24 protein-coding genes are annotated in these 22,829 nt (G+C 40.6%); 9 read left to right on the forward strand and 15 right to left on the reverse strand.

All coding sequences use genetic code 11. From position 1 onward, the window contains the following. Positions 1–195 precede the first annotated feature (195 nt). Positions 196–792: a TetR/AcrR family transcriptional regulator gene (locus tag F994_RS06975; protein WP_004649546.1), complete on the reverse strand. Its 597-nt coding sequence runs from the start codon at positions 790–792 to the stop codon at positions 196–198. Between the two features lie 87 nt (positions 793–879). Here F994_RS06975 and F994_RS06980 point away from each other — a divergent pair, with 87 nt between their 5' ends. Then, complete coding sequence (locus F994_RS06980; RefSeq protein WP_004649547.1) at positions 880–2,088, forward strand: oxygenase MpaB family protein; 1,209 nt, start codon at positions 880–882, stop codon at positions 2,086–2,088. Positions 2,089–2,171: 83 nt separating this feature from the next. Here the strand turns inward: F994_RS06980 and F994_RS06985 are convergent, their stop codons facing one another. The 3 genes from F994_RS06985 to def form a co-directional block, all read right to left on the reverse strand. Then, complete coding sequence (locus tag F994_RS06985; RefSeq protein ID WP_004649548.1) at positions 2,172–4,241, reverse strand: TonB-dependent copper receptor; 2,070 nt, start codon at positions 4,239–4,241, stop codon at positions 2,172–2,174. Between the two features lie 88 nt (positions 4,242–4,329). Continuing rightward, positions 4,330–4,764: a DUF2946 family protein gene (locus tag F994_RS06990; RefSeq protein ID WP_004649549.1), complete on the reverse strand. Its 435-nt coding sequence runs from the start codon at positions 4,762–4,764 to the stop codon at positions 4,330–4,332. Positions 4,765–4,856: 92 nt separating this feature from the next. Continuing rightward, the gene (gene def, locus F994_RS06995; protein ID WP_004649550.1) at positions 4,857–5,387 is read right to left on the reverse strand and encodes a peptide deformylase; all 531 of its coding nucleotides are present in this window, start codon (positions 5,385–5,387) and stop codon (positions 4,857–4,859) included. A gap of 119 nt (positions 5,388–5,506) precedes the next feature. Between def and F994_RS07000 the strand changes: the two genes are divergently transcribed. From F994_RS07000 to F994_RS07010, 3 genes are read left to right on the forward strand one after another with little or no spacing between them, the layout of a single operon-like run. Further along, a complete protein-coding gene (locus F994_RS07000) occupies positions 5,507–6,661 on the forward strand; it encodes a LysM peptidoglycan-binding domain-containing protein (protein ID WP_004649551.1) in 1,155 nt (384 codons plus the stop codon). Positions 6,662–6,679: 18 nt separating this feature from the next. Beyond that, a complete protein-coding gene (gene dprA, locus F994_RS07005) occupies positions 6,680–7,825 on the forward strand; it encodes a DNA-processing protein DprA (RefSeq protein ID WP_004649553.1) in 1,146 nt (381 codons plus the stop codon). Positions 7,826–7,868: 43 nt separating this feature from the next. Beyond that, positions 7,869–8,438 (forward strand): L-threonylcarbamoyladenylate synthase type 1 TsaC, encoded by a 570-nt coding sequence (locus F994_RS07010; protein ID WP_004649554.1) that lies wholly within the window; start codon positions 7,869–7,871, stop codon positions 8,436–8,438. 389 nt (positions 8,439–8,827) lie between these two features. On the opposite strand, the gene F994_RS07015 is transcribed toward F994_RS07010, so the two are convergent. Next, positions 8,828–9,742, reverse strand: a complete 915-nt coding sequence (locus F994_RS07015) for a DMT family transporter (protein WP_004649555.1) — start codon at positions 9,740–9,742, stop codon at positions 8,828–8,830. A gap of 194 nt (positions 9,743–9,936) precedes the next feature. Between F994_RS07015 and F994_RS07020 the strand changes: the two genes are divergently transcribed. The 4 genes from F994_RS07020 to F994_RS07030 all read left to right on the forward strand — a co-directional run bounded on the left by F994_RS07020 (position 9,937) and on the right by F994_RS07030 (position 12,911). Next, entirely contained in the window at positions 9,937–10,689 is a 753-nt protein-coding gene (locus F994_RS07020) for an AraC family transcriptional regulator (RefSeq protein WP_004649556.1), read from the forward strand. A gap of 375 nt (positions 10,690–11,064) precedes the next feature. Continuing rightward, positions 11,065–11,610, forward strand: a complete 546-nt coding sequence (locus F994_RS07025) for a glutathione peroxidase (RefSeq protein WP_004649557.1) — start codon at positions 11,065–11,067, stop codon at positions 11,608–11,610. 362 nt (positions 11,611–11,972) lie between these two features. Beyond that, complete coding sequence (locus F994_RS17845; RefSeq protein ID WP_228128042.1) at positions 11,973–12,179, forward strand: RcnB family protein; 207 nt, start codon at positions 11,973–11,975, stop codon at positions 12,177–12,179. Positions 12,180–12,326: 147 nt separating this feature from the next. After that, positions 12,327–12,911, forward strand: coding sequence for a hypothetical protein (locus F994_RS07030; RefSeq protein ID WP_004649558.1), 585 nt, complete (start codon positions 12,327–12,329; stop codon positions 12,909–12,911). Between the two features lie 58 nt (positions 12,912–12,969). Here F994_RS07030 and adhP read toward each other — a convergent pair whose 3' ends face one another. Further along, positions 12,970–14,004 carry an alcohol dehydrogenase AdhP gene (gene adhP / locus F994_RS07035; protein WP_004649559.1) on the reverse strand — a complete coding sequence of 345 codons (1,035 nt, stop codon included), beginning with the start codon at positions 14,002–14,004 and terminating at the stop codon, positions 12,970–12,972. 497 nt (positions 14,005–14,501) lie between these two features. Next, positions 14,502–14,804 carry a hypothetical protein gene (locus tag F994_RS07040; RefSeq protein WP_004649560.1) on the reverse strand — a complete coding sequence of 101 codons (303 nt, stop codon included), beginning with the start codon at positions 14,802–14,804 and terminating at the stop codon, positions 14,502–14,504. Between the two features lie 215 nt (positions 14,805–15,019). Here F994_RS07040 and F994_RS07045 point away from each other — a divergent pair, with 215 nt between their 5' ends. Then, on the forward strand, positions 15,020–16,066 hold the full coding sequence (locus tag F994_RS07045) for a RelA/SpoT domain-containing protein (RefSeq protein WP_004649562.1): 1,047 nt from the start codon (positions 15,020–15,022) through the stop codon (positions 16,064–16,066). 51 nt (positions 16,067–16,117) lie between these two features. Here the strand turns inward: F994_RS07045 and F994_RS07050 are convergent, their stop codons facing one another. From F994_RS07050 to atpB, 8 genes are all read right to left on the reverse strand, one after another. Then, positions 16,118–16,537 carry a F0F1 ATP synthase subunit epsilon gene (locus tag F994_RS07050; RefSeq protein ID WP_004649563.1) on the reverse strand — a complete coding sequence of 140 codons (420 nt, stop codon included), beginning with the start codon at positions 16,535–16,537 and terminating at the stop codon, positions 16,118–16,120. 27 nt (positions 16,538–16,564) lie between these two features. Next, positions 16,565–17,959 carry a F0F1 ATP synthase subunit beta gene (atpD, locus tag F994_RS07055; RefSeq protein WP_004649564.1) on the reverse strand — a complete coding sequence of 465 codons (1,395 nt, stop codon included), beginning with the start codon at positions 17,957–17,959 and terminating at the stop codon, positions 16,565–16,567. A 26-nt stretch (positions 17,960–17,985) separates the two neighbouring features. Then, positions 17,986–18,855 (reverse strand): F0F1 ATP synthase subunit gamma, encoded by an 870-nt coding sequence (atpG, locus tag F994_RS07060; RefSeq protein WP_004649565.1) that lies wholly within the window; start codon positions 18,853–18,855, stop codon positions 17,986–17,988. A gap of 88 nt (positions 18,856–18,943) precedes the next feature. Further along, positions 18,944–20,488, reverse strand: a complete 1,545-nt coding sequence (atpA, locus tag F994_RS07065; RefSeq protein WP_004649566.1) for a F0F1 ATP synthase subunit alpha — start codon at positions 20,486–20,488, stop codon at positions 18,944–18,946. Positions 20,489–20,533: 45 nt separating this feature from the next. Continuing rightward, a complete protein-coding gene (locus F994_RS07070) occupies positions 20,534–21,070 on the reverse strand; it encodes a F0F1 ATP synthase subunit delta (RefSeq protein ID WP_004649567.1) in 537 nt (178 codons plus the stop codon). Between the two features lie 12 nt (positions 21,071–21,082). Further along, a complete protein-coding gene (locus tag F994_RS07075; protein ID WP_004649568.1) occupies positions 21,083–21,553 on the reverse strand; it encodes a F0F1 ATP synthase subunit B in 471 nt (156 codons plus the stop codon). A gap of 38 nt (positions 21,554–21,591) precedes the next feature. Next, a complete protein-coding gene (gene atpE / locus F994_RS07080; RefSeq protein ID WP_000424060.1) occupies positions 21,592–21,837 on the reverse strand; it encodes a F0F1 ATP synthase subunit C in 246 nt (81 codons plus the stop codon). An 82-nt stretch (positions 21,838–21,919) separates the two neighbouring features. Continuing rightward, on the reverse strand, positions 21,920–22,795 hold the full coding sequence (gene atpB, locus F994_RS07085) for a F0F1 ATP synthase subunit A (RefSeq protein ID WP_004649569.1): 876 nt from the start codon (positions 22,793–22,795) through the stop codon (positions 21,920–21,922). Between the last annotated feature and the right edge of the window lie 34 nt (positions 22,796–22,829).

The raw sequence follows: 22,829 nt of genomic DNA on the forward strand, positions 1-22,829 counted from the left end.
ACAATCCAACCAACTTATTGATTTATCAGAGGTTTTATTTAACATCACCGCCGATGGATGTGCATTCTACAGCATTTCACATCTCACACAACCCCCTTTTTCAAATTAAATGAATCAGCCGTTTGTTTTTCAAACCACAAAAGTATTAAATATATGATTTTATTAAATAATTTATTTTAATATTCTTTTTAAAAGCTATTTTTGTGCTAAATAAGCCAAGATCATATTGGATAATTCATCTCTAAGCTGTTGTTCTGAAATAAGAAAGCTATTGTTACTCACATAGCGCATCATGGTAAACAAAGTACTATTAATGATGACAAATGATTTATTTTTAAGCGTTTCAAAATCCCAATGCCGATAAAAACGATTAAATAGATACATTCCCAGTTCAAAAAAGTGCTTTTCGAGAATCTGTGCTGCTTCTGAATGGTTATAGCCATGCCAATGTTTTAATACTTCGATAAAGAAACCACTTTCTGCGCGCATCACATCAAAGCCAAATTGAATACTTAAAGGAATAATCTCCTGAATGCTTAATTGCTCTTGCGTAATCACCATTTGTTTTAATGCCAAGCCTAAGTTTTCACTTTTACGGCGCAAGAGTTCCTGAATAATCTCTTCTTTATTTTCAAAATATTGATAGAGCGAGCCAACACTGACGCCTGCCTTTTCCGCAATCTTGGGTGTGGTGATTTGCATTAAGCCCTGCTCGACAATACAGATCTGGGCAGCTTGTAAAATATGATCAACAATCAGTTTTGCCCGTTGTTGTTGTGGTTTTTTTCTCATGCTTTGACTCACATTAGGAATGCGAATTGAATGCGAATAAATATTCATATTAGAGTTTGATTAAACAATAATCAGGATGATCCTGCAATGTCAACGATCACGACTCTCAAACGATTAGCACCATTTGAAACAATGCTCAGCAGCAATTGGAAAACTCAAATGCTGAGTTGGCTCACAGGACAACATTTACAACCCACTTATGCAGAATATTTATCTTTGAATCAAGCGTTGCAAAAGGGTGATACCGCCATGGATCAAGTCATCATTTGGATGATGCAGAATCCTAAATTACACCGACAATATTTTGAAACGGCATTGTTTAAAGGATTGGATCAATTAGCTAAACCCATTCCCGAACTCAACACATTTTTTAGTACGGTGCAAACGCTGCCAGATTGGGTCGATCAAGATAAAATTGAACAGGCACTCAACTTCACCCATCGCTTAGGCATCAACAATGGGTTTATTCTGCGTGATTTATCATTAATGAGTGGTTATTTATATCCCGGATTTAATCAGCCGCTACTACTGACAGGTGCACTGAAAAAACAGGCCGGCACACGCTTAGCTGAAACCACGAAATGGTGGATCGACATTACTGAAGCACGTGGTTTAGAACGCTTTAATGCTGGCTTCACCTCAACTATCTATGTGCGTTTTATTCATGCCTTAGTCCGTCATCAACTGAAAAAATCGGAACGCTGGGATGCCCAGACATGGGGCACGCCAATCAATCAGTTTGATCTAGCCATGACCAATATTGCATTTAGTGGTGTGGTTTTGATTGGCATTCGTGCACTGGGAATTTTTCCCAACCCAAATGAAGTCGATAGCTTTCTGCATTTTTGGAAATATATCGGCTGGTTAATGGGTGTAGATGAAAAATGGCTGGTCCATAAAGAGTCGGATGGCTGGAAACTACTGTATTGGATGCAGCATGCACATCCACAATCGGATCACTCCAGTGTTGAATTAGGTTCGAGTCTCTCCAAAGAACCTTTTGAACGTCAGTATCGTTATTTAAAAGCTTTACAACAAAAACTGGCTTATCGTCAGCATTTAGAAGTGACGCAATTTTTTATTGGTTGTAAAAAGATGCAAAAACTGGGTTTAAAGCATCGCCCAGCAGCGTGGTTTGCTTATTACTTAATCGCCCGAAACCTTGTGCTATATAGCAGTGCTAAATATTCACCCAAATTAAGTCAACGTCTGCAACATCGTGGTCGTAATATTCAAAAACTAGGTTTGGCTTTATATCAAAGCAAAGCCAAACACTTGGCCAGTATGCATCAATAGCGCTAATTTCTTTGCTGATACTTTCCTATCGCTCAAAAACAAAAAACCGAGTATTTGAACTCGGTTTTTTGTACATCAAAAACTTAGAACTTCATACTGAGTCGTGCCCAATAATTACGACCGGTATTATTAAATTGCTCATTACTGGCAAAACCAAAACCTGAACTTCCCGCTTTATTCAAATGTTCGGTATAGGTTTTATCTAAAACGTTATCCACGCCAACAGCCACATCAACATCTTGCATTAGGTTATAAGAAGCATTTAACGCCAGTGTGCTAAATGCTTTGCTCTCATTCATGTCATAGCCCACGATATTACCTTGGTTTAAGCTAATACGATCTTGTTTCGCCACCACACGCCACAACATGCCCAAAGTATATTTATCTTGAACATAGCGCAGATTAAAGCGTCCTTCTAACGGCGCGATTTGCGGTAATGCTTTGTTGTCTGTGGTATTTTCGCCCCATGCATACATGGCACTCACATCCGCCTGAATGGCATCGCTAAATTGATAACCTAATCCTGCTTCCGCCCCTGCAATGGTGGCATCGATATTTTTCGCCCCTGCACTGAAACTTGAGCCATGACCATGCCCGCCTGAGGTCGGATGATTATGATAACTCATTAAAATATAGTCATTAATCAAACCTGCATAAGCTGAAACCCATGAATTAAAAGCACCATGTTGATGTTGATAACCCATATCTAGCTGCAAGGTTTTTTCAGTATCTAAATCATTAAACGTAGGCTTTGACATGCCTGAATTACCATGCGCAGTACTAAACAACTCCCAATAATCAGGCACACGCTCAACATAACCTAAACCAATATAGCTTTTAGCATCATGCTCAGGATGTTGATTTTCCAAACGAATAAAACCACTCGGTAAAGTTTCTGAACGGTCATCATTCAGTTTAAGCGCATCAATTTTGACTTGGTCAAGTCGTGCACCTGTCACCAGCTTTGAGCTTTCACTCCATTGATAACCGAGTTCAGCAAATGCACCATAAGACTGAAATTTCATATTGGTGGTCAATGGTGTATTCATTGAAGGCATGGTGTACATAATCATGCTTCCTGCATGATGATTCTGCTGAGAGTCAATTCCAGTGATTAAATTCAGTTTGTCCCACTCACTGGTCATGGCGAAACGGGTATTCAAAGTGCGGCGGGTGACTTGCATCTCTGATGGATTCGCCACCATTTGATGCGTCATCATGTCGTGTGTCATTGGTGGTGTTCTTAATCTAAAGTTATCCATGACATGGTCGTTATAACTATAGTTCACCTGCCCTTCGACTTTCTGAATCACATCGGTCAGGTTTTTCTTTTCAAAACGCAGTCCCAGACTTTCACGAGCAAAGCGCGAACCATCCATATCACGACCTGCATATAAAGCCTCACCATCCGACTTTCCACCCGTCAGCTCCAGCCACGTATTTTTATCTGGTGTCCAACCCAGTGCAACATCTGCATTCCAACGCTCCCAAGCCGAAGGCACTTTATTGCCGTCACCATCTTGATAACTATTCGATTCAGAGCGATTGGCATTTAAACGAATATATTTCTTTTCATCCCCAAGCGTTGTTTCCACATTGTGATCCAAGCGCCCAAAAGAACCCATTAGCACACTGGCTTGACCTTGATAAGGTTTTGCAGCAGTGAGTTCTGGTTTCTTTCGTTCAAAAATAACCGTTGCCGCTGAACCGGTATTGGCGTATTGCACGGTTTGCGGGCCTTTAACCACAGAAATTTGATCATAACTTTCAGGCTGAATATAAGACGTTGGTGCATCCATACGTGCTGGACATGCGCCTAGACTTTCAGAACCATCGGTTAAGATTTTAATCCGTGAACCAAACATGCCACGAAACGTGACATCGCCATTGGTTCCACCATTTTTAATCGAGCTAAAACCCGGAATACTTTGTAAATAATCTGCGCCATCGGTAGCTGGAATAGGTTGAATCGGCTGTTTAGGATCGGCGCGAATAATCAGGCCATTGGCATCATGTGCAGTCTGAGCTGTCACCACGATAGGTGCTAAACGTTGTGACACATGAACTTGTTCCGCAGCAAATACTGCACCTGAATAACAAGCAACACAAATTGCAGCCGACAAAGGCTGTAAAAAGAATTTAGGCTGAGCCATTTTCATCTCTCTTAAATCATAAATATGGGCTGCGAATAAAGCAGCACAAGATCTAGAGTCTTAAAGACCCTAAAAGTTAAGTTTTGATTTAAGCAAAGTGTGGTGGGGCTCGCCCTTGAGGGAGTAAATAGAGGCGTTGCAGAACAAAATAAACATGTAAAAATGCTTTTTGAAAGGCAACTAAACGAATCTGTATCCGATCCAACACTTCTTTGACATTCAATTCAGGCGGTAAAACCAAATTGCCATAAACTGTACAGTACTGACATTGATGATTGGCATCGTGATGATGTCCTGCATTTTGGTTATGCAGTTGACTGTCCTGAGCAACAGTATGATCAGAATGATGAGAAGAGTGCTGATGGGACTGATGAGAGACAGTAGGTTGAAGCAATAATGCACGCGTGATGGTTTCACAGACCGGAGCAATCTGATACTGCTTCGGTAACAAGGGCTGTAAAAAAACAGCAATCTGTAAAAACACGGCTATACAAGATAGCAATAACCCACTACGTAACAGCAAAAAGTGAATCCTGCAATTTTTCGCGCCACAAGTATAACAAAGCCCAATCAAAATTGGGCTTTGTTTGAGATATTTTTTCTTAAAGCAATCGCTTAGCGCTTTACTGCAACTTTGTCTTTTTGGCGCTGACGAACCACTTTTTCCACTTTTTCACGTGCACGTTGACGCTTTAATGGCGATAAATAATCGACAAATAATTTACCATTTAAGTGATCCATTTCATGTTGGATACAAACAGCGAGAAGCTCGTCTGCTTCTATCTCAAATGATTGACCTTCAAGGTTAATGGCCTCAATTTTTACGCGTGACGGACGCTCAACTTTATCGTATATTTGAGGCACAGATAGACAGCCCTCTTCATAAGGCTGAGTTTCTTCAGTTAATGGCGTAACCTTCGGGTTAATAAACACCATGGGTTGATCTTTATGTTCAGATAAATCCATGACAATCAGCTGAATATGATGATCAACTTGTGTCGCAGCCAAACCAATACCCGGGGCTTCATACATAGTTTCAAACATATCTGCTGCAAGCTGACGAATTTTATCAGTAACTTCTTCGACTGGTTTAGCAATGGTGCGAAGACGGGGATCCGGGAAACTTAAAATAGGTAATAAGGCCATACGGTGTCCTCACTTATGCCATTGATCAAAAAACAAAATGAAGGAATGCTTCATCAAAAAAATGTGTGTAATATCGTTATTATAACGCAACTACATACATAATTTTAGGAATTATGATAATGAAAAAGGTTTTTAAGGGCATGCCAACTTTTAGTGCCTTGGGGTTTAAAAAACAATTATTGGCACTTGCTGTTTGTGTAAGTGTTGGAGTTGGTGTCGTCAATGTTGCGGAAGCGGCACCTGCTCGCAATATCAATCCACCCGCGTTAAAAGCGGGTGCGCCACAGGTCTATGTGGTAAAAAAAGGCGATACTTTATGGGATATTTCAAAACGATTTTTGAAAAACCCAGTACGCTGGCCTGAAATTTGGGCCAGCAATAAACACGTAAAAAACCCACATTGGATTTTCCCCGGTGACCGTTTATTGATGTGTACCTATAATGGTCGCCCAATTATCGGTAAAGATGAGGGTGATGGTTGTGAAGGGATTATCCGTCGCTATACCGGTGGCACCAAGCTACAACCTCAAGTTCGCATTGAATCTTTAAATAATGCCATTCCTGTGATTCCATTGGAATATATCCAACACTGGTTAGAACGTACCAGTATTGTTGCACCTGAATCCATTCAATCGACACCCTACATTTTAGGCACCGCCGACCAACGCGTCCTTGCAGCAAAAGGGCAAACTGTTTATGCCCGCGGAAATGGTCTCGAAATTGGTCAACGTTATGCCGTTTACCGTGAAGGCGAACCGTATATGTTGACTGGCGCAAATGGCAAAAAATTTAATGCAGGTCTTGAACTCATTCAAGTGGCCGCAGGCGTTGCTGTGCGCGGTGAAAATGACATTACGACCCTTGAACTGACCGACACCTATAATTCTGAAGTTCGTCGTGGTGACCGTGTGCTACCTGAATATGATCCAATGTTACCGACATTGTTCTATCCAACCAACGCTGAAGATGTCGTCGCGGGTGGTCAAGTGGTTCGTGTGATGGGCTCTATTGGTACTGCTGCAAAAAATAGTGTGGTGACGATTGATCGCGGTAGCTTACAAGGTGTTCAAGTCGGTCATGTGTTCAGCATTAACCAAAAAGGTGAAGTGGTCACCGATCCAAAAACCAAAGAACGTGTTCAATTACCCGGACAACGTATTGGTAATGTCATGGTGTTCAAAAGCTTTGAGCATTTAAGCTATGCCTATGTTCTGGATAGTGAATTACCAATTAAAGTCGGTGCTGGTATTCAACCACCGCTGATGGATGACTAATTGATTTAAGGTCATTATATGTTGAATCATTTGTCAGCAACGCAAATTGAAACCATTACGTTATGGTATTTGGTTCAACATTCGCTATCGAGTTTTTACAAGCTAGAACAGCGCTTTGGCAGCATTCGCCAAGCGATTGACCCGCAAAATTTCCCGCAATGGTCGGCACTGGCATTACATAAAAGTCACTTACAGCGCCTCAGTGAATTTCAGACCGCAATAGGGCAACAAAAATTCCAAACCCTATTACAAGACATTCAAAAAAATAGCGATTTTATTCTGACATTGGATCATCCAGACTACCCGCCCCAACTGCGTCCTTATGCAGATAAGCCACCTATTTTATTTGGTCAAGGCGATGCCAAAGCCCTATCACAAGCTCAAATTGCCATTGTCGGCAGCCGGAAACCCAGTGCTCATGGACGGCAAGTTGCCTATGACTTTGCTTATTATTTAAGTGAAAAAGGCTTTTATATTAGCAGTGGTTTAGCGCAAGGGATTGATGAAGCGGCACATCAGGGGGCTTTACGGCAGCATAAAACCATCGCAGTGATGGGTACGGGTTTAGAGCAGACATATCCCTCACAGCATCAAGCATTACGGCAACAAATTATTGCCCATTCGGGTACAGTCATTACTGAATTTTTACCCGGAACCCTACCTTTACAGCATCATTTCCCACGGCGGAATCGAATTGTCAGTGCTTTAAGTTTAGGCGTGGTTGTCGCTGAAGCCGCACTGAAAAGTGGCTCACTGATTACCGCAAAACTTGCGGCTGAACAGGGTAAATTGGTTTTTGCCATTCCGGGACATATTTATAGTGAACACCATCAAGGCTGTCACCAACTTATTCGTGAAGGTGCCATTTTAGTTGATCATCCTGAGCAAGTGCTTGAAGACTTAGCACTGCCAACACAGTGGCAAAATCAACAACAGATTGAACAATCAAAAAGTGTTCCTGAACTTGAAGTGCAAATCGACTTACCTACGCACTTAGCACCGCTATATACGCAACTAGATTGGGTTGGACAAAATATAGATCAACTGATTGCCAAACTCAGATTAGATATCAGTACATTGACCAGCCAGCTCATGGAATTAGAGCTACTTGGCTTCTGTATACAGCAGGCAGGTTTGTATCTGCGTTGTCGTCTCAGCAAATAAGGTTCACAATAGCCCTTTAAAAAATTTGACGAGATAAAATCTAATGATTACCACCTCTGTTGCCGAAGCTGCTGAATGTTTAAAACAAGGACATGTTTTAGCATACCCGACAGAGGCCGTTTGGGGCTTAGGCTGTGATCCTTTTAATGAACTCGCTTTTTTAGAAATTTTACGCTTAAAACAACGGCCGATTGAAAAAGGCGTTATTTTATTGGCGGCACAGATTGCACAAGTCGAGCATTTATTAGAACCCCTCCGTACAGAAATGCGCCAAAAAGTCATCGATTCTTGGAGTCACCGCTCACCCACCGAAAGAGCAACCACATGGTTATTGCCTGCGGGTGACACTATTCCAACATGGATTAAAGGCAACCATCCCAAAGTGGCTGTACGCGTCACGAACCATCCTTTATGCGTGGCGCTCTGCAATGCATTTCATGGTTTTATTGTATCGACCAGTGCCAATCCTACAGGTGAAAAACCGGCTCTGTCACTTCAACAGGCCAACCAGTATTTTTCAAATCAAATTGATTATTTGAATGGCGATTTGGGACTTAGCCAAGAAGCAAGCCGAATTATCGATGCTGAAACAGGTGAGATCATTCGTGCTTAAGCATAATAGCTAAGTGGACAAAAGTTGAGGTAAAAAAAAGCTCAACCATATAACATGGTTGAGCATAAAAAAGGATGTGCATAAACACATCCAGAGGGTCTATCAATCTGGCGGTAAAACCTAAGCAATTATCAACAATAACTTAAATATTTACGATATACGTATTATGTAATAAATTGTTTTATTATACAAATATATTATTCATCTTATAAAAAATTTGAATATGATGATAGATTCATCATTTTTTCTTAACAATTTAAATTATCTCACTATTTTTTAATAAACTTTTGTGAGAAAAAACATTTTAAAATGATTATTCACACACTCATTCAATTAAAAAGCACTCAAAAAAATAAATTCGTTCGGTTGTTTTTTGAGCTACCATTAAATTACACATTTAATTTTACGACTTTGACTGGCACATCTTTCTTTTGCGCCAATAAAATGCCCAGTAAAATAATCACGCCACCTAGACTATGATAAACCGTCCATGCTTCTGCTAACCAGATATTGGCAATAATCGCGGTAAAAACTGGCATTAAGTTCATAAAAATACTGGTTCGATTAGGGCCAATCATTTGTACCGCTAACATCCAAACCAAAGGGGCAATCAGCGACGGAAAAATACCCGCATAGAGCACACTCGCCACATTCTGTTGATCAATGGCATCTAAACCCAACCATAGAACAAAAGGTAAGTGGTAAAGCAAAGCGAAAAAAATCTGTACATATAAACTGATCAGCAATGGAATTTGAAGTTTCCACTTTTTCAAAAATACGCTATAAAAGGCATAGAAAAATACCGCCAGCACCATCATCGCATCGCCCAAATGCCCACCTGACTGAATCAGGCTGAGCAAATCGCCCTGCGCCATCACATAGATTAAACCCAGAAAAGATAACAAACTTCCCACCACTGCAAAACGGTTGGGAATATCCTTCAGCATAAACATCGCAACAAAAATGGTAAATACAGGAATAAAAGCATTAATAATGCCCATATTGGTCGCAGTGGTATAATGCGCTGCGCTATAGCCCAAGCCCTGATACAGCACCATCCCAAAAGCACCCAATACTGCAAGTTGCTTCCAATGCTGTAAAACCAACTGACGTTCACGCCAAACTTTAGTTAACATAAATGGCGTCAAGATGAGAAAAGCCACAAACCAACGATAAAAACTAATACTAACGGGAGAAATATAGTCCACCACATATCGCGTGACCGCAACATTCATTGACCAGATTAAAACCGCCAGCAACGGTAAAGCCAGCGCCCACCAGACTGTTTTGTTTTGCTGTGTCATGTTCTCTCCCGATGTATCCATATTCTCAGTATTCATTTTCACTGAAGTCTGAAATAATTAGAATATCGAATTTCAGACATCAATATCGCGCTACAGACACAGCAATATTTTTTGTTTTGTCGTTCAAGCAAATGTCTACACGCTAAAAAATGGACATACAGACGGATCAAAAAAGCAAAAATGAGGACATGGATATGCTGCTGCCGATTGAACAATATATAGAAGTGGATGATTTTTTTTATCAAAAAGATGAAATTGTGGCACCACATAGTTCGCTGTGGGGCGATTTTAATTTTAGTCTAAATGGTATTTTAGAATATGAAATTGAACAACAGATTTATTTGTCGCCACCCAATTATGGTTTATGGTTGCCCCCGCAAACAGCGCATACCTCCATCGCTTTAGATGAACAAATCACCCACTATGTCTGCATTCGCATCCATCCATCACTATGTGGAGATTTTGCATCTTGCAGCAAAACTTTAAGTATTCGCCCCTTTCTACGCCATCTGGTACATGAAATTTTAGAACAAAAACAAAAAGGAAGCGCAACGACGGACTATCGGCATTTGTTACAGGTATTGGTCGATCAACTGAAAGCGGCTCCAGCCTATGAACATTATTTACCTCAAAGTAACCATGTTTCACTCAAGCCACTTTTACAACAGTTGTCCAATCCAGAACTCTTTCATAAAAGCTTGCAACAACTACTCAACAATGCCTCGATGAGTGAACGGCATTTGCTGCGTTTAAGCCAACAGGAATTACAGTTAAGCTTATCGGAATGGCGCAATCGCGCTAAAATTTTATATGCGATTACGCAAATTCGCCAAGGTAAAACCGTGAAAAAACTCGCCTATGAACTGGGTTATCAGCATAGTTCCAGTTTTATTGAGTTCTTTAAACGCTATACCGAACAAACACCGGCCCAATTACGTGATGTTTAATCTTTTACCAGTTTCAATCCCCATTTTTGCAACTTGCAGCAGCTGAGCAACAAAAACAGGCTTATTGACATAAAAATCACTAGGCAATATTTTAAAATCTAAAAAAATACAATAAGGCTGGATGATGAAATTAAACCTATGCAGCTGGACATTAAAAACGATTTAAAAATAGTCGAGTAAAAAGCCAGAGATTGCCAAAACAACACCAATACTGCTCATAATCTCGAGCTGATCATGAAAGATAGCGCTATTCAGCTGTTTTCTCATTCTTTTATCAGACAAATATTATGTACAAATCGCAATAAATGCTTGTCGATATACAGAATAACCGTTACAACAAAGCAGTAATAATCTCAAGTATTTAAGGACAAGCGAATGAGCAATTCTGTTTATGACATCCCAGTCAAAACGATTCAAGGCAATGAAACCACACTGAACCAATATCAAGGTAAAGTGCTGCTTATTGTCAATACCGCATCGAAATGTGGTCTAACACCACAATATGAAGGCTTAGAAAAACTATACCAAAACAAGAAAGAGCAAGGACTTGAGATTTTAGGTTTTCCTGCCAATAATTTCTTAGCCCAAGAACCCGGTTCTGATGAAGAAATTCAAGAGTTTTGTTCATTAAATTATCAAGTGGCTTTTCCACTGTTTTCTAAAATTTCAGTGGCTGGTGAAGACAAACACCCACTTTATCAAACTTTGACTCAAGCGATTCCAGAACGTATGGGTGAAGGCCCTTGGTGGAAAGACTTGGTTGATTACGGTTTAACCCCAAATCCAAAACCAGAAGTGCTGTGGAATTTTGAAAAATTCCTCATCAATAAAAATGGTGAAGTGGTGGCACGTTTCGCACCCGATATTACCGCAGATGATGCACGCATTGTAGATGCCGTTAACGCAGAACTTGCCAAGTAATTCATCACAATAACGTAAGCATTTATACAGGCTATAACTGCTTACGTTTTTCATTATAAAAAATAGCTTGATTAGATAAAAATAGAATTTAACACTGCATATTTTGTTCATTATTTTAATACTTTAACAACACTTTATTCATTCTCTATCAGTAACTTAGCAATAAGATACGATTATAAACAAACCAGCATGAAGATAATTTAAAATATGAATACTCTAATCAAAGCCATCATTTTATCCTGATCTAGCGCCTTAGTTGCTGCCCCTGTCATGGCTGCTCCACAAGAGCATCATTCACAGCAACATGGCCAACAGCAACTCAGCACCAAACCAAAGATTCGATCAAAGCGCCTCAACATAATATCAAAAAAACAGAACATCCTTCGCACGACTGGCAGCAAGGTCACAAAGTACCGGCCCAATACCACGGCAACAGCTTTAAAGTAGAGGCCAGCAAATATAAAAAGTTAAGCAAACCAATTAAAAATCAGCAGTGGATTAAAGTGAATGGCGATTATGTGCTTATGAACACCACGACATATAAAGTAATTAAAGTCATTCAAGGTTAAAATACGCCTATCACTCGGTGAGAAAAGTACTTTGGCACTCTTTTTAAGTGTGATTGAGTAAATTTGTTATTGCTTTGCAACAATCCGTTTTTTACACATCTTTCAGTCTTATATTCACTCTCATCTAGAAATAATATGAATTGAGTTATGAAAAAATTCATCCCAAAGGCAGTTTTACCTTTTGCAATATTGAGCACAGGCATTTTATTGAGTGGTTGTGAACAGGCTTCTGAACCTCAGTCTGATGACATTCGAACAACACAATCGGCTGATGTCGCGCCGAATCAGCCCACTGAAACAACAGCACCAGCCGATTTAAAAAGCGGCAATATGTTTTATATGGTTCGTGATGTTGCCGATATGCAACTGAAAGCGGGTGATTATGTTGCCCAACTCAAGCAAACTCAAAATGAGTTGCAAACAGCCATCAATGACAAAGATCAACAGCAGCTACAAGCGACGGCCAAAACTCTGCAACAACAACTGACTGAATTTAATCAGGCACTGACCAGCTTGAACTTAAAAAGCCAAGAAATTGATTCAATTCGGCAAAATATTCTGCATGCCAATCAACAAGTCCTTGCTACACCATTGTTAAATGGCAACATCGATTTAAATCAGCTCGATTTCAAAAAAATTGAACAGCAAATGGGCAGTATACACACGGAAATGATCAAATTGGCAGGCATGATGATTCCACAAGGACAGGATAAGCAAGATCAAGAAAGCTAATATTCAAAGGCACTCAGACCAATTCATTAACACTGAATTGGTCGAGTCAAATTTAGTGTTAAAGTCTCATATCAATGACAATACGACCATCAATTTTGCCCTGCTCCATGCGGTGAAAAATATCATTAATATTTTCTAATGGTTCGACATGAATATGTGCTTTCACCTTACCACGTGCCGCAATATCCAGTGCTTCTTTCAAATCCAAACGCGTTCCAACAATTGAACCACGTACTGTAATTCCTTCAAGCACCATATTAAAAATAGATAAGTCGAATGTTCCGGGTGGCAAACCATTTAAGACCATAGTTCCGCCACGACGAACAATGGCAACGGCTTGTTCAAATGCTTTAGGCGATACCGCGGTCACCAACACACCATGACACCCCTCACCAGCTGTGGCTTTTAGTACTTCTTCTTTCACATCCGCTTTAAGCGCATTAATGGCAACATCGGCACCCAAATTTTTGGCCAACTCAATTTTACTGTCATCAACATCAATCGCGACCACATTAAAGCCCATGGTTTTGGCATACTGAATCGCCACATGACCCAATCCTCCAATTCCAGAAATGGCAACCCAATCCCCAGTTTTGGCTTCAGTCATTTTTAAGCCTTTATAGACCGTAACGCCGGCACATAAAATCGGTGCTATTTCCAGTAGATCTACACCTTCAGGAATCCGCCCGACATAATCACCATCTGCCAAACAATATTCGGCAAAACTTCCGTTGACGGAATAACCTGAATTTTGTTGTTTCTTACATAGCGTTTCCCAGCCTGCATAACAATGATCGCAATGACCACAGGCTGAATAAAGCCATGGAACCCCCACAATATCACCAACTTTTAAATGCTCAATTCCCTCACCTAGCTCAATGACTTCACCCACACCTTCATGTCCCGGAATAAAAGGTAAAGTCGGTTTCACTGGCCAATCCCCATGCATCGCATGTAGATCGGTATGACAAACACCTGTTGCAATCATCTTAATCAGTACTTTTCCCGAACTGATTTTAGGAATTTCTACCTCTTGTATTTGTAGCGGTTGATTAAATTCAGTGACTACCGCTGCTTTCATCGTATTCGCCATTGTGATGTTCTCCATATTCCAAATACCGAGAAAGTTCTTTTTTAAGAACCATTATCTAACTATATAGAATAATAAATAATCAAGAGTGGCGGATTTGTAGCGCATTTGATGGTTTTAGACGGCTCTTACAGTTCATTTGTAGTCTTCGTTTTCGCCACAATTTAAAGTGATGATTTTTGGAGTCTGTTCATTTCTAAAAGCTAGAGCATCATTGATCATCCCTATCAAACTCTCGAGGAAAATACATATTATTGCAGCGTGCCCAAACTGTTGGCTTAGAAGGGATTCATTATTATTTTAATGCCAATTTAAACCGTATCTTAACTATGAAATTACTTCCGAAGAGTGCAAGCTATTTGTCTAAAATGAATGTACCTGCAACTCATCAAAGTTAAAACCATCCAGTTGAAATGAAGGCTTTGACGAAATATTTAAAGCTAAAATGATGGGTAATGGTGAATGTTCTATGCAAGTTCTTTTTCCGCATAAATTATGCTTTAACTTTTTTGACTGTCCTGCCAAGCTTTAAATACCACCTGCATAGCCTGCCGTTCATAAGGTTTGGCTAAACGGGATTCCATCTCGGTAAAATCACCCCGATAAGCTAAAGCAACCATCGACTTTGCCAATGTTTGAATACTTTCACGGCCACGATGTTCATAAGCCAAGATTTCATCTTGGGTTAATACCAAGTCCCAACATGACACTACTGAGCTCATATCGACAGCAATACTCAAATAATAGTGTTCAAAGTCTTGGTACAGTTCCCAGAAATGCGGTTCGTGTTCGATGATGTTCATTGTCTTCTTATGCGATCAAATAGTTTCATCAGCATAATATTAAAGTTGAATAAAATATATTCAACTTTAGATAGTGTTTTATCCTATTAAAAATCTAGGATTGCAAGAAACCGGATATTTAATATTAAACTTACAACCTTATGAGTAAGAATTGCTTTTTGATTTAGTCCAACCATAATATACAGAATATAAAATATAAATTTAGAGTAATTTACTTGAAGCCAAATCAAGAGCATTTAGAATTCTTAAATCAAATGGGTATAGAGCCTAAACGTGTTCTAGACATTAATCTCGATGTAGGAATTTTGCTTGAAATAGCAAAAGACTATAAACAGTCTCAAGAAGATTTATTAGATTCTGCCGAGCATATCGCAAAAAAAATTCAAAGATGCAAACAAGTCCATTCTGTAAGATGGCGAGTTAAAGATGTGAGTCATCTGATAGAAAAAATTATTCGAAAGAAAGAAGCTTTAGCAGAAAAATATACAGATATTAATGTATCTAATTACAAATCAAAAATTGATGACTTAATTGGTGTTCGAGCTATTTATTTGTTTAAACACGATTGGCTTTCTGTACATCAACATATTTTATCGAAATGGACACCTCTAGAAGATATCATAATTTATTATCGCGAAGGTGATGATTTGGAACAATATCTTAATCAACCCGAATGTAAAACTAAACAACATAACGATAGCTATCGCTCTATACACTATATTGTTCCCGCAGGTGAAATTCACTCAGAGAAAATTTCTTGTGAAGTACAAACAAGAACTATTTTTGAGGAAGCATGGAGTGAAATTGATCATAAAGTAAGATATCCAAGTTTTTCCAATGATCCACATTTAAAACAATTTTTAAATATCTTTAATAGACTTGCTGGCAGTGCCGATGAAATGGGAAGTTATGTTATTTCTCTAGTGAATCTAATAAATAATGAGAAAAAGCAACTCATGGAGAATTTAGTTGCTCAACAGAAAATAGATGAACTCGAAGATGAGCTTTCTAACCTTATTGAAGAAAATAAAGCATTCGAAGATATTAAAAAGAAAAACTCTGAGATACAAAAACTCAAAGAAATTACGAATAACATTAGTGAAAGAGTTACCATTAGTTCAGATAAAACTACACAAAATCAGAATCCATTACTTGCTAGTGCTATTGCGCAGCTATTTGGGATTGAATTACCAAAAGAGACTTCAAATAAGATTTCTCATTCAGAGACATCAAGAGCAATTTATATTGATAATAAAAATTAATAGCATAAAAAAAGCCACCTTTCGGTGGCTTCTTCAATCTCGAACCGTCTCTTATTGAGCGCGGTTTTTGATTTTGCGGATGGTTTCCAACTGTGCAGCAGTTTCTGCAAGAGCAGCCAATGCAGCAGCAGAGTCCAAATCGCTTTTTTGATTCGCAAGCAAGATTTCAGCGTTTTTACGCGCTTCAAGAATTGCTACTTCATCTAAGCTGTCAGCACGAACTGCAGTATCTGCAAGAACAGTAACAACATGCGGTTGAACTTCTAGAACACCACCAGATACATAGATTAACTCTTCTGTACCGTTTTCTAGCAGAACGCGAATCGCGCCCGGCTTAAGCAAAGTTACCAGCGGAGCATGGCCAGGCATAATACCCAACTCACCACCAGCACCTTTCGCAATTAGCATAGTTACAGTGCCAGAGTACAAAGACTCTTTTACACTTACAACATCACATTGCATAGTCGCCATGAGAATCTCCTAAATTAGAGTCGCTAATTAAAGTTTCTCTGCTTTAGCAATAACTTCGTCAATACCACCAACCATATAGAACGCTTGTTCTGGAATGTGGTCGTATTCACCAGCTAGAAGACCTTTAAAGCCACGAATCGTTTCTTTAAGAGATACTAATTTACCAGGAGCACCAGTAAATACTTCAGCTACGTGGAATGGTTGAGAGAAGAAACGTTGGATTTTACGCGCACGGTAAACAACCAATTTATCTTCTTCAGCCAATTCGTCCATACCCAAAATTGCGATGATGTCTTTAAGCTCTTTATAACGTTGCAAGATGTTCTGTACAGAACGTGCAATTTCATAATGCTCAACACCAACAACTAAAGGATCTAGCTGACGTGAAGTTGAATCTAGTGGATCGATCGCTGGGTAAATACCAGAAGACGCGATATCACGGCTCAATACAACAGTTGCGTCTAAGTGAGCAAACGTTGTCGCAGGCGATGGATCTGTTAAGTCATCGGCAGGTACATAAACCGCTTGGATCGAAGTGATCGAACCAGACTTAGTTGATGTAATACGCTCTTGAAGAAGACCCATTTCCTCTGCAAGTGTAGGCTGATAACCTACTGCAGATGGCATACGACCTAGAAGTGCAGACACTTCAGTACCAGCCAATGTGTAACGGTAAATGTTGTCAACGAACAACAATACGTCACGGCCTTTACCGTTTTCGTCTTTCTCATCACGGAAATATTCAGCCATGGTCAAACCAGTCAACGCTACGCGTAAACGGTTACCCGGTGGCTCATTCATCTGACCGTAGACCATTGCTACTTTGTCTAGAACGTTAGAATCTTTCATTTCGTGATAGAAGTCATTACCTTCACGAGTACGCTCACCAACACCAGCAAACACAGATAAACCTGAGTGAGCTTTCGCGATGTTGTTGATCAATTCCATCATGTTTACAGTTTTACCAACACCGGCACCACCGAACAGACCAACTTTACCACCTTTCGCAAACGGGCAAAGTAAGTCAATGACTTTAATACCAGTTTCTAAAAGATCAGTAGAAGCAGCTTGTTCTGCATATGAAGGTGGTTGACGGTGAATCGGCAAACGCGCTTCAGTTGCAACTGGACCAGCTTCATCGATCGGGCGTCCTAAAACGTCCATGATACGACCCAAAGTCGCTGTACCTACTGGTACAGAAATTGGCGCTTCAGTATTTGTAACGGTTAAACCGCGCTTAAGACCTTCAGTAGATCCCATTGCGATAGTACGAACTACGCCATCACCAAGCTGTTGCTGAACTTCTAAAGTAGTTTCAGTACCAACAACTTGCAGAGCGTCATAGATCTTAGGAACGCTATTACGTTCAAACTCGACGTCGATAACCGCGCCGATGATCTGAATGATACGACCGCTATTCATTGCTGTCTCCTCAATTCAAAATAATGTTAAACGGCAGCGGCACCACCAACGATCTCAGAAATTTCCTGAGTAATCGCGGCTTGACGCAGCTTGTTATAAATAAGTTGTAGGCTCTTAATGATGTCACCCGCATTGTCAGTCGCTGCTTTCATAGCGACCATACGTGCAGATTGCTCACATGCGATATTTTCAATCACACCTTGATACACCACAGACTCGATATAGCGAACCAATAAGCCATTTAAAAGCTCTTCAGCTTCAGGCTCATATAAGTAATCCCAACCATATGAACGGTTCAGATTATCGCCTTCTTCAGCCGCAGCTAAAGGAACGAGTTGCTCAATCTTTTGATTTTGAGTCATGGCATTCACAAAGCCATTCGATACAAGATAAATACGATCTAACTCGCCTTTATCAAATGCATCCAACATCACCTGTACAGAGCCAGATAACTGTTCAAGACTTGGTGTGTCACCGACATTTGTCGTTGCACCAAGCACTTTACCGCCGTAGTTTTTAAAAAACGAAACCGCTTTTTGACCAATTAAAGCAAATTGAACTTCAATTGACTGCTCTTGTTGTTGCTGTACGTGTTTAACAACTTTCTTGAACAAGTTAATGTTCAAGCCACCTGCCAAACCACGATCTGAAGAAACAATGATATAGCCAACGCGTTTTACCGGACGTTCAACCATATAACGATGTTTATATTCAGGGTTCGCTTGTACCAAATGAGCAATTACACGGTGCATATTTTCGGCATACGGACGGCCTTGAGCCATGCGCTCTTGCGCACGACGCATTTTAGAAGCAGCCACCATTTGCATCGCGCGAGTAATCTTTTGCGTGCTCTTGATACTGGCTACTTTGGCGCGAATTTCTTTTAAATTTGCCATACGCTTAACCTAGTATTCGAAGGCTTTTTCAAGCCTCCGAAGGTTGATCCGTGAACCAAACTTAACTAGCTTTTAGCAACTGCTAAAATTAGTAAGTTTGAGTCGCTTTAAAGCTTTCAATACCTGCTTTAATTGCAGCTTCGATGTCTTTGTTGTAATCACCAGACTCATCGATTTTTTGCATCAACGCAGCATTTTCTGAACGGAAGTAAGAAATTAATGCAGCATCAAAGTCTACAATTTTCTTCACTTCAACGTCAGTCATATAACCTTCGTTTGATGCATAAATTGAAACAGCTTGGTCAGCAATTGAATATGGAGCATATTGTTTTTGCTTCATTAATTCAGTTACACGTTGACCATGTTCAAGTTGCTTACGCGTTGCTTCATCAAGATCAGAAGCGAACTGAGCAAATGCTGCCAATTCACGGTATTGCGCCAAAGCAGTACGGATACCACCAGACAATTTTTTGATAATCTTCGTTTGCGCAGAACCACCAACACGAGATACAGAGATACCCGCGTTCACAGCAGGACGAATACCCGCGTTGAACAATGATGTTTCTAAGAAGATCTGACCATCAGTAATCGAAATTACGTTAGTCGGTACGAATGCAGATACGTCACCCGCTTGAGTTTCAATAATCGGCAATGCAGTTAATGAACCAGTTTGGCCTTTAACTTCACCGTTAGTGAATTGCTCAACGTAGTCAGCAGATACACGTGAAGCACGTTCAAGTAGACGTGAATGAAGATAGAACACGTCACCTGGATACGCTTCACGACCTGGTGGACGGCGTAAAAGCAATGAAATTTGACGATACGCAACAGCTTGTTTAGACAAGTCATCATAAATGATCAACGCATCTTCACCGCGGTCACGGTAGTATTCGCCCATTGTACAGCCAGAATATGGAGCCAAATACAGCATTGCTGCTGGATCGGCTGCACCAGCAGCTACAACAGTTGTATACGCCATAGCACCAGTTTCTTCTAGCTTGCGCACAACGTTAGCGATAGTCGATTGTTTTTGACCAATCGCTACATATACACATTTAATGCCAGAGTTTTTCTGAGCGATGATCGCATCGATCGCCATTGCTGTTTTACCAGTTTGACGGTCACCAATGATCAACTCACGTTGACCACGGCCTACAGGGATCATTGTATCTACTGATTTATAACCAGTTTGTACAGGTTGATCCACTGACTGACGCCAAATTACACCTGGTGCTACTTTTTCAACAGCATCAGTGAGTTTTGCATCAATCGGGCCTTTACCATCAATTGGGTTACCCAAAGCATCTACTACACGGCCTAAAAGTTCTGGACCAACCGGAACTTCTAATACACGACCTGTGCAACGTGCTTTTTGACCTTCTTGAAGGCTTAAGTAGTTACCTAAAACAACGACGCCCACTGAATCCTGTTCTAGGTTCAGTGCCATACCGTATAAGCCGCCGTCGAATTCGATCATCTCACCGTACATTGCATCAGCAAGACCGTGAATGCGCACAATACCGTCGGAAACCATAACAATGGTCCCTTCGTTTTTAGCAGTCGCGCTGGTGTCCAGATCGCCGATACGCTGTTTAATGAGCGCACTGATCTCGGATGGATTCAGTTGTTGCATTGCGCTATACCTCAATCTTTTATTAGTTCAGTCTTCTTCGAGCAGTTATGCAAGAAGACGAGTCCGCATTTTTTCAAGCTTGTTAAGCGCAGAATCATCTATCACTTGGTCGCCTGCACGAATAACAACACCCGCGATTAACGCTGGGTTGACTTCAACAGAAACATTGACTGCTGCGTTAAATTTTTTCTCTAACGCATGAGTCAATAATTGTTCCTGTACAGAAGTCATTGGGAATGCTGATTCAATCACAACATCCACAGTATTGTTATTCTGTGATTTGAGTAGTTCGTATTCTGCTTCAATTTCAGGCAACAACGCTAAACGTGCGTTGTCCGCAAGAAGCATCAAAAAGTTTGACACTGCTTGTGTTTGGTTTTCACCTAAAACTTTGGCAAAAATACTCACCTGCTCAGCAGGAGTAAGCTCAGGGCGATTCAAATAAGCGGAAAATGCTTCGTCTTGCACCGCAGCACTGAGCACTTGTAACGCATTCGACCAATTGTCAGTTGCACCTTGCTCAGAAGCGAAAGCAAATGCTGCTTTGGCGTACGGGCGTGCCAACGTCAAGAGTTCAGCCATATTTCGCCTCGCTTAAAGTTTAGCAGCCAGCTGAGTTAGCATGGCATTGTGAGCTTCTGCGTCAACTTGCTGGTTTAGAATTTTTTCTGCGCCAGTTACTGCTAAAGCAGCCACTTGTTGACGCAATTCTTCGCGAGCAGCATTGATTTCAGTATCAACAGTTTCTTTCGCCTGTTGACGAATACGCTCACCTTCAGCAGATGCTTGGGTACGCGCTTCTTCGATCAATTGTGCGCCACGACGGTTCGCTTGTTCGATCAATTGAGCCGCTTGTGCTTTTGCTACATCGAGCTCTTGCTTCACTTGTGCTTGCGCATCTGCAAGGTCAGCTTTTGCTTTTTCAGCAGCATTTAGGCCATCAGCGATACGACGCTGACGTTCACTAATCGCATTGATTAGTGGTGGCCATACAAACTTCATGCAGAATGCGACAAACATCGCAAATGCAATCGCTTGGCCAATCAATGTGAGGTTGATATTCATAGCTATTCCTCAATAGTTTAATTTAGGAATTAAGCTGATTAACCTACAAATGGATTAGCGAAGATGAAGAACAAGCCAATACCAACACCGATCATAGGCACAGCATCAAGAAGACCTGCGATTAAGAACATACGAGTTTGAAGTTGTGGAGCCAATTCTGGTTGACGAGCAACAGCTTCAAGGAAACGGCCGCCTAAAAGACCAAAACCAATCGCAGTACCTAAAGCACCAAAAGCGATCAAGATAGCAGATGCAATTGCAACTAGACCTAAAGTGAGTTCCATGATAATTCCTCAGAGGTTAGGTTTATACCAAATTAAGTTAAAAAACTGTACCCAACCATCTCGTGATAGTTGGGCAATACCATTAATGTTTTTCGCTTGCCATGCTCAAGTATACGATAGTCAACATCATGAAAATGAATGCTTGTAGCGTAATAACAAGAATGTGGAAGATCGCCCAAGGCACAGACAACGCCCATTGGATCCAGAACGGTAATAATGCGATGAGGATGAAGATTAACTCACCTGCATACATGTTACCGAAAAGTCGAAGAGCCAATGAAACTGGACGTGCAAGGAAAGTTACTAATTCCAAAATAAGGTTTACTGGAATAAGCAACGCTTTTGCAACTGGGTTACTTGGGTTAAATGGGTTCAGTGCCAATTCACCGACGAAACCGCCGATTCCTTTCTCACGAATACTATAGAACAAGATCAGAACAAAAACTGACAAAGACATACCAAGGGTAATGTTTGGATCAGTAGATGGAACGATTTTGAAGTAAACGTGGTGAGGATCCATACCAAATACATTTGCACCAATCAGTTGAGCTGTATACGGGATAAAGTCAACAGGGATTAAGTCCATTGCGTTCATGAGGAAAATCCACACGAAAATGGTCAGTGCAAGTGGTGCAATTAAGCGTGATTTGCCATGGAATGTGTCGCGAACACTTGAGTCAACAAACTCGATAATCATTTCGATTGCAGACTGGAACTTGGTCGGAACACCAGAGTTAGCAGCTTTCGCTACGCACCAGAACAACAAACAGAAAATCACACCCAGCGTAATTGACCAACCCATTGAATCCAAATGAATAGCAGTGAACCCCATCTGTTGAGCTTCATCAGCAGTCTCAGCCAACTTCCATGAACCATCCGGCATTTTGCCATAGGTCAAATTGGTCAAGTGATGCTTGATATACTCGGTCGAAGTAAGGGCATGTTCTTCAGCAGCCATAAATCACACCTGGTCAATGTCAAATACTAAATAG

It is taken from the genome of Acinetobacter bohemicus ANC 3994, assembly GCF_000367925.1.
Classification (GTDB): domain Bacteria; phylum Pseudomonadota; class Gammaproteobacteria; order Pseudomonadales; family Moraxellaceae; genus Acinetobacter; species Acinetobacter bohemicus.

Coding starts and splice junctions, on each gene's coding strand:
- F994_RS06975 (WP_004649546.1), bottom strand. CDS start 792: ATGAGAAAAAAACCACAACAACAACGGGCAAAACTGATTGTTGATCAT.
- F994_RS06980 (WP_004649547.1), top strand. CDS start 880: ATGTCAACGATCACGACTCTCAAACGATTAGCACCATTTGAAACAATG.
- F994_RS06985 (WP_004649548.1), bottom strand. CDS start 4,241: ATGGCTCAGCCTAAATTCTTTTTACAGCCTTTGTCGGCTGCAATTTGT.
- def (WP_004649550.1), bottom strand. CDS start 5,387: ATGGCCTTATTACCTATTTTAAGTTTCCCGGATCCCCGTCTTCGCACC.
- F994_RS07000 (WP_004649551.1), top strand. CDS start 5,507: ATGAAAAAGGTTTTTAAGGGCATGCCAACTTTTAGTGCCTTGGGGTTT.
- dprA (WP_004649553.1), top strand. CDS start 6,680: ATGTTGAATCATTTGTCAGCAACGCAAATTGAAACCATTACGTTATGG.
- F994_RS07010 (WP_004649554.1), top strand. CDS start 7,869: ATGATTACCACCTCTGTTGCCGAAGCTGCTGAATGTTTAAAACAAGGA.
- F994_RS07015 (WP_004649555.1), bottom strand. CDS start 9,742: ATGACACAGCAAAACAAAACAGTCTGGTGGGCGCTGGCTTTACCGTTG.
- F994_RS07020 (WP_004649556.1), top strand. CDS start 9,937: ATGCTGCTGCCGATTGAACAATATATAGAAGTGGATGATTTTTTTTAT.
- F994_RS07025 (WP_004649557.1), top strand. CDS start 11,065: ATGAGCAATTCTGTTTATGACATCCCAGTCAAAACGATTCAAGGCAAT.
- F994_RS07030 (WP_004649558.1), top strand. CDS start 12,327: ATGAAAAAATTCATCCCAAAGGCAGTTTTACCTTTTGCAATATTGAGC.
- adhP (WP_004649559.1), bottom strand. CDS start 14,004: ATGGCGAATACGATGAAAGCAGCGGTAGTCACTGAATTTAATCAACCG.
- F994_RS07040 (WP_004649560.1), bottom strand. CDS start 14,804: ATGAACATCATCGAACACGAACCGCATTTCTGGGAACTGTACCAAGAC.
- F994_RS07050 (WP_004649563.1), bottom strand. CDS start 16,537: ATGGCGACTATGCAATGTGATGTTGTAAGTGTAAAAGAGTCTTTGTAC.
- atpD (WP_004649564.1), bottom strand. CDS start 17,959: ATGAATAGCGGTCGTATCATTCAGATCATCGGCGCGGTTATCGACGTC.
- atpG (WP_004649565.1), bottom strand. CDS start 18,855: ATGGCAAATTTAAAAGAAATTCGCGCCAAAGTAGCCAGTATCAAGAGC.
- atpA (WP_004649566.1), bottom strand. CDS start 20,488: ATGCAACAACTGAATCCATCCGAGATCAGTGCGCTCATTAAACAGCGT.
- F994_RS07070 (WP_004649567.1), bottom strand. CDS start 21,070: ATGGCTGAACTCTTGACGTTGGCACGCCCGTACGCCAAAGCAGCATTT.
- F994_RS07075 (WP_004649568.1), bottom strand. CDS start 21,553: ATGAATATCAACCTCACATTGATTGGCCAAGCGATTGCATTTGCGATG.
- atpE (WP_000424060.1), bottom strand. CDS start 21,837: ATGGAACTCACTTTAGGTCTAGTTGCAATTGCATCTGCTATCTTGATC.
- atpB (WP_004649569.1), bottom strand. CDS start 22,795: ATGGCTGCTGAAGAACATGCCCTTACTTCGACCGAGTATATCAAGCAT.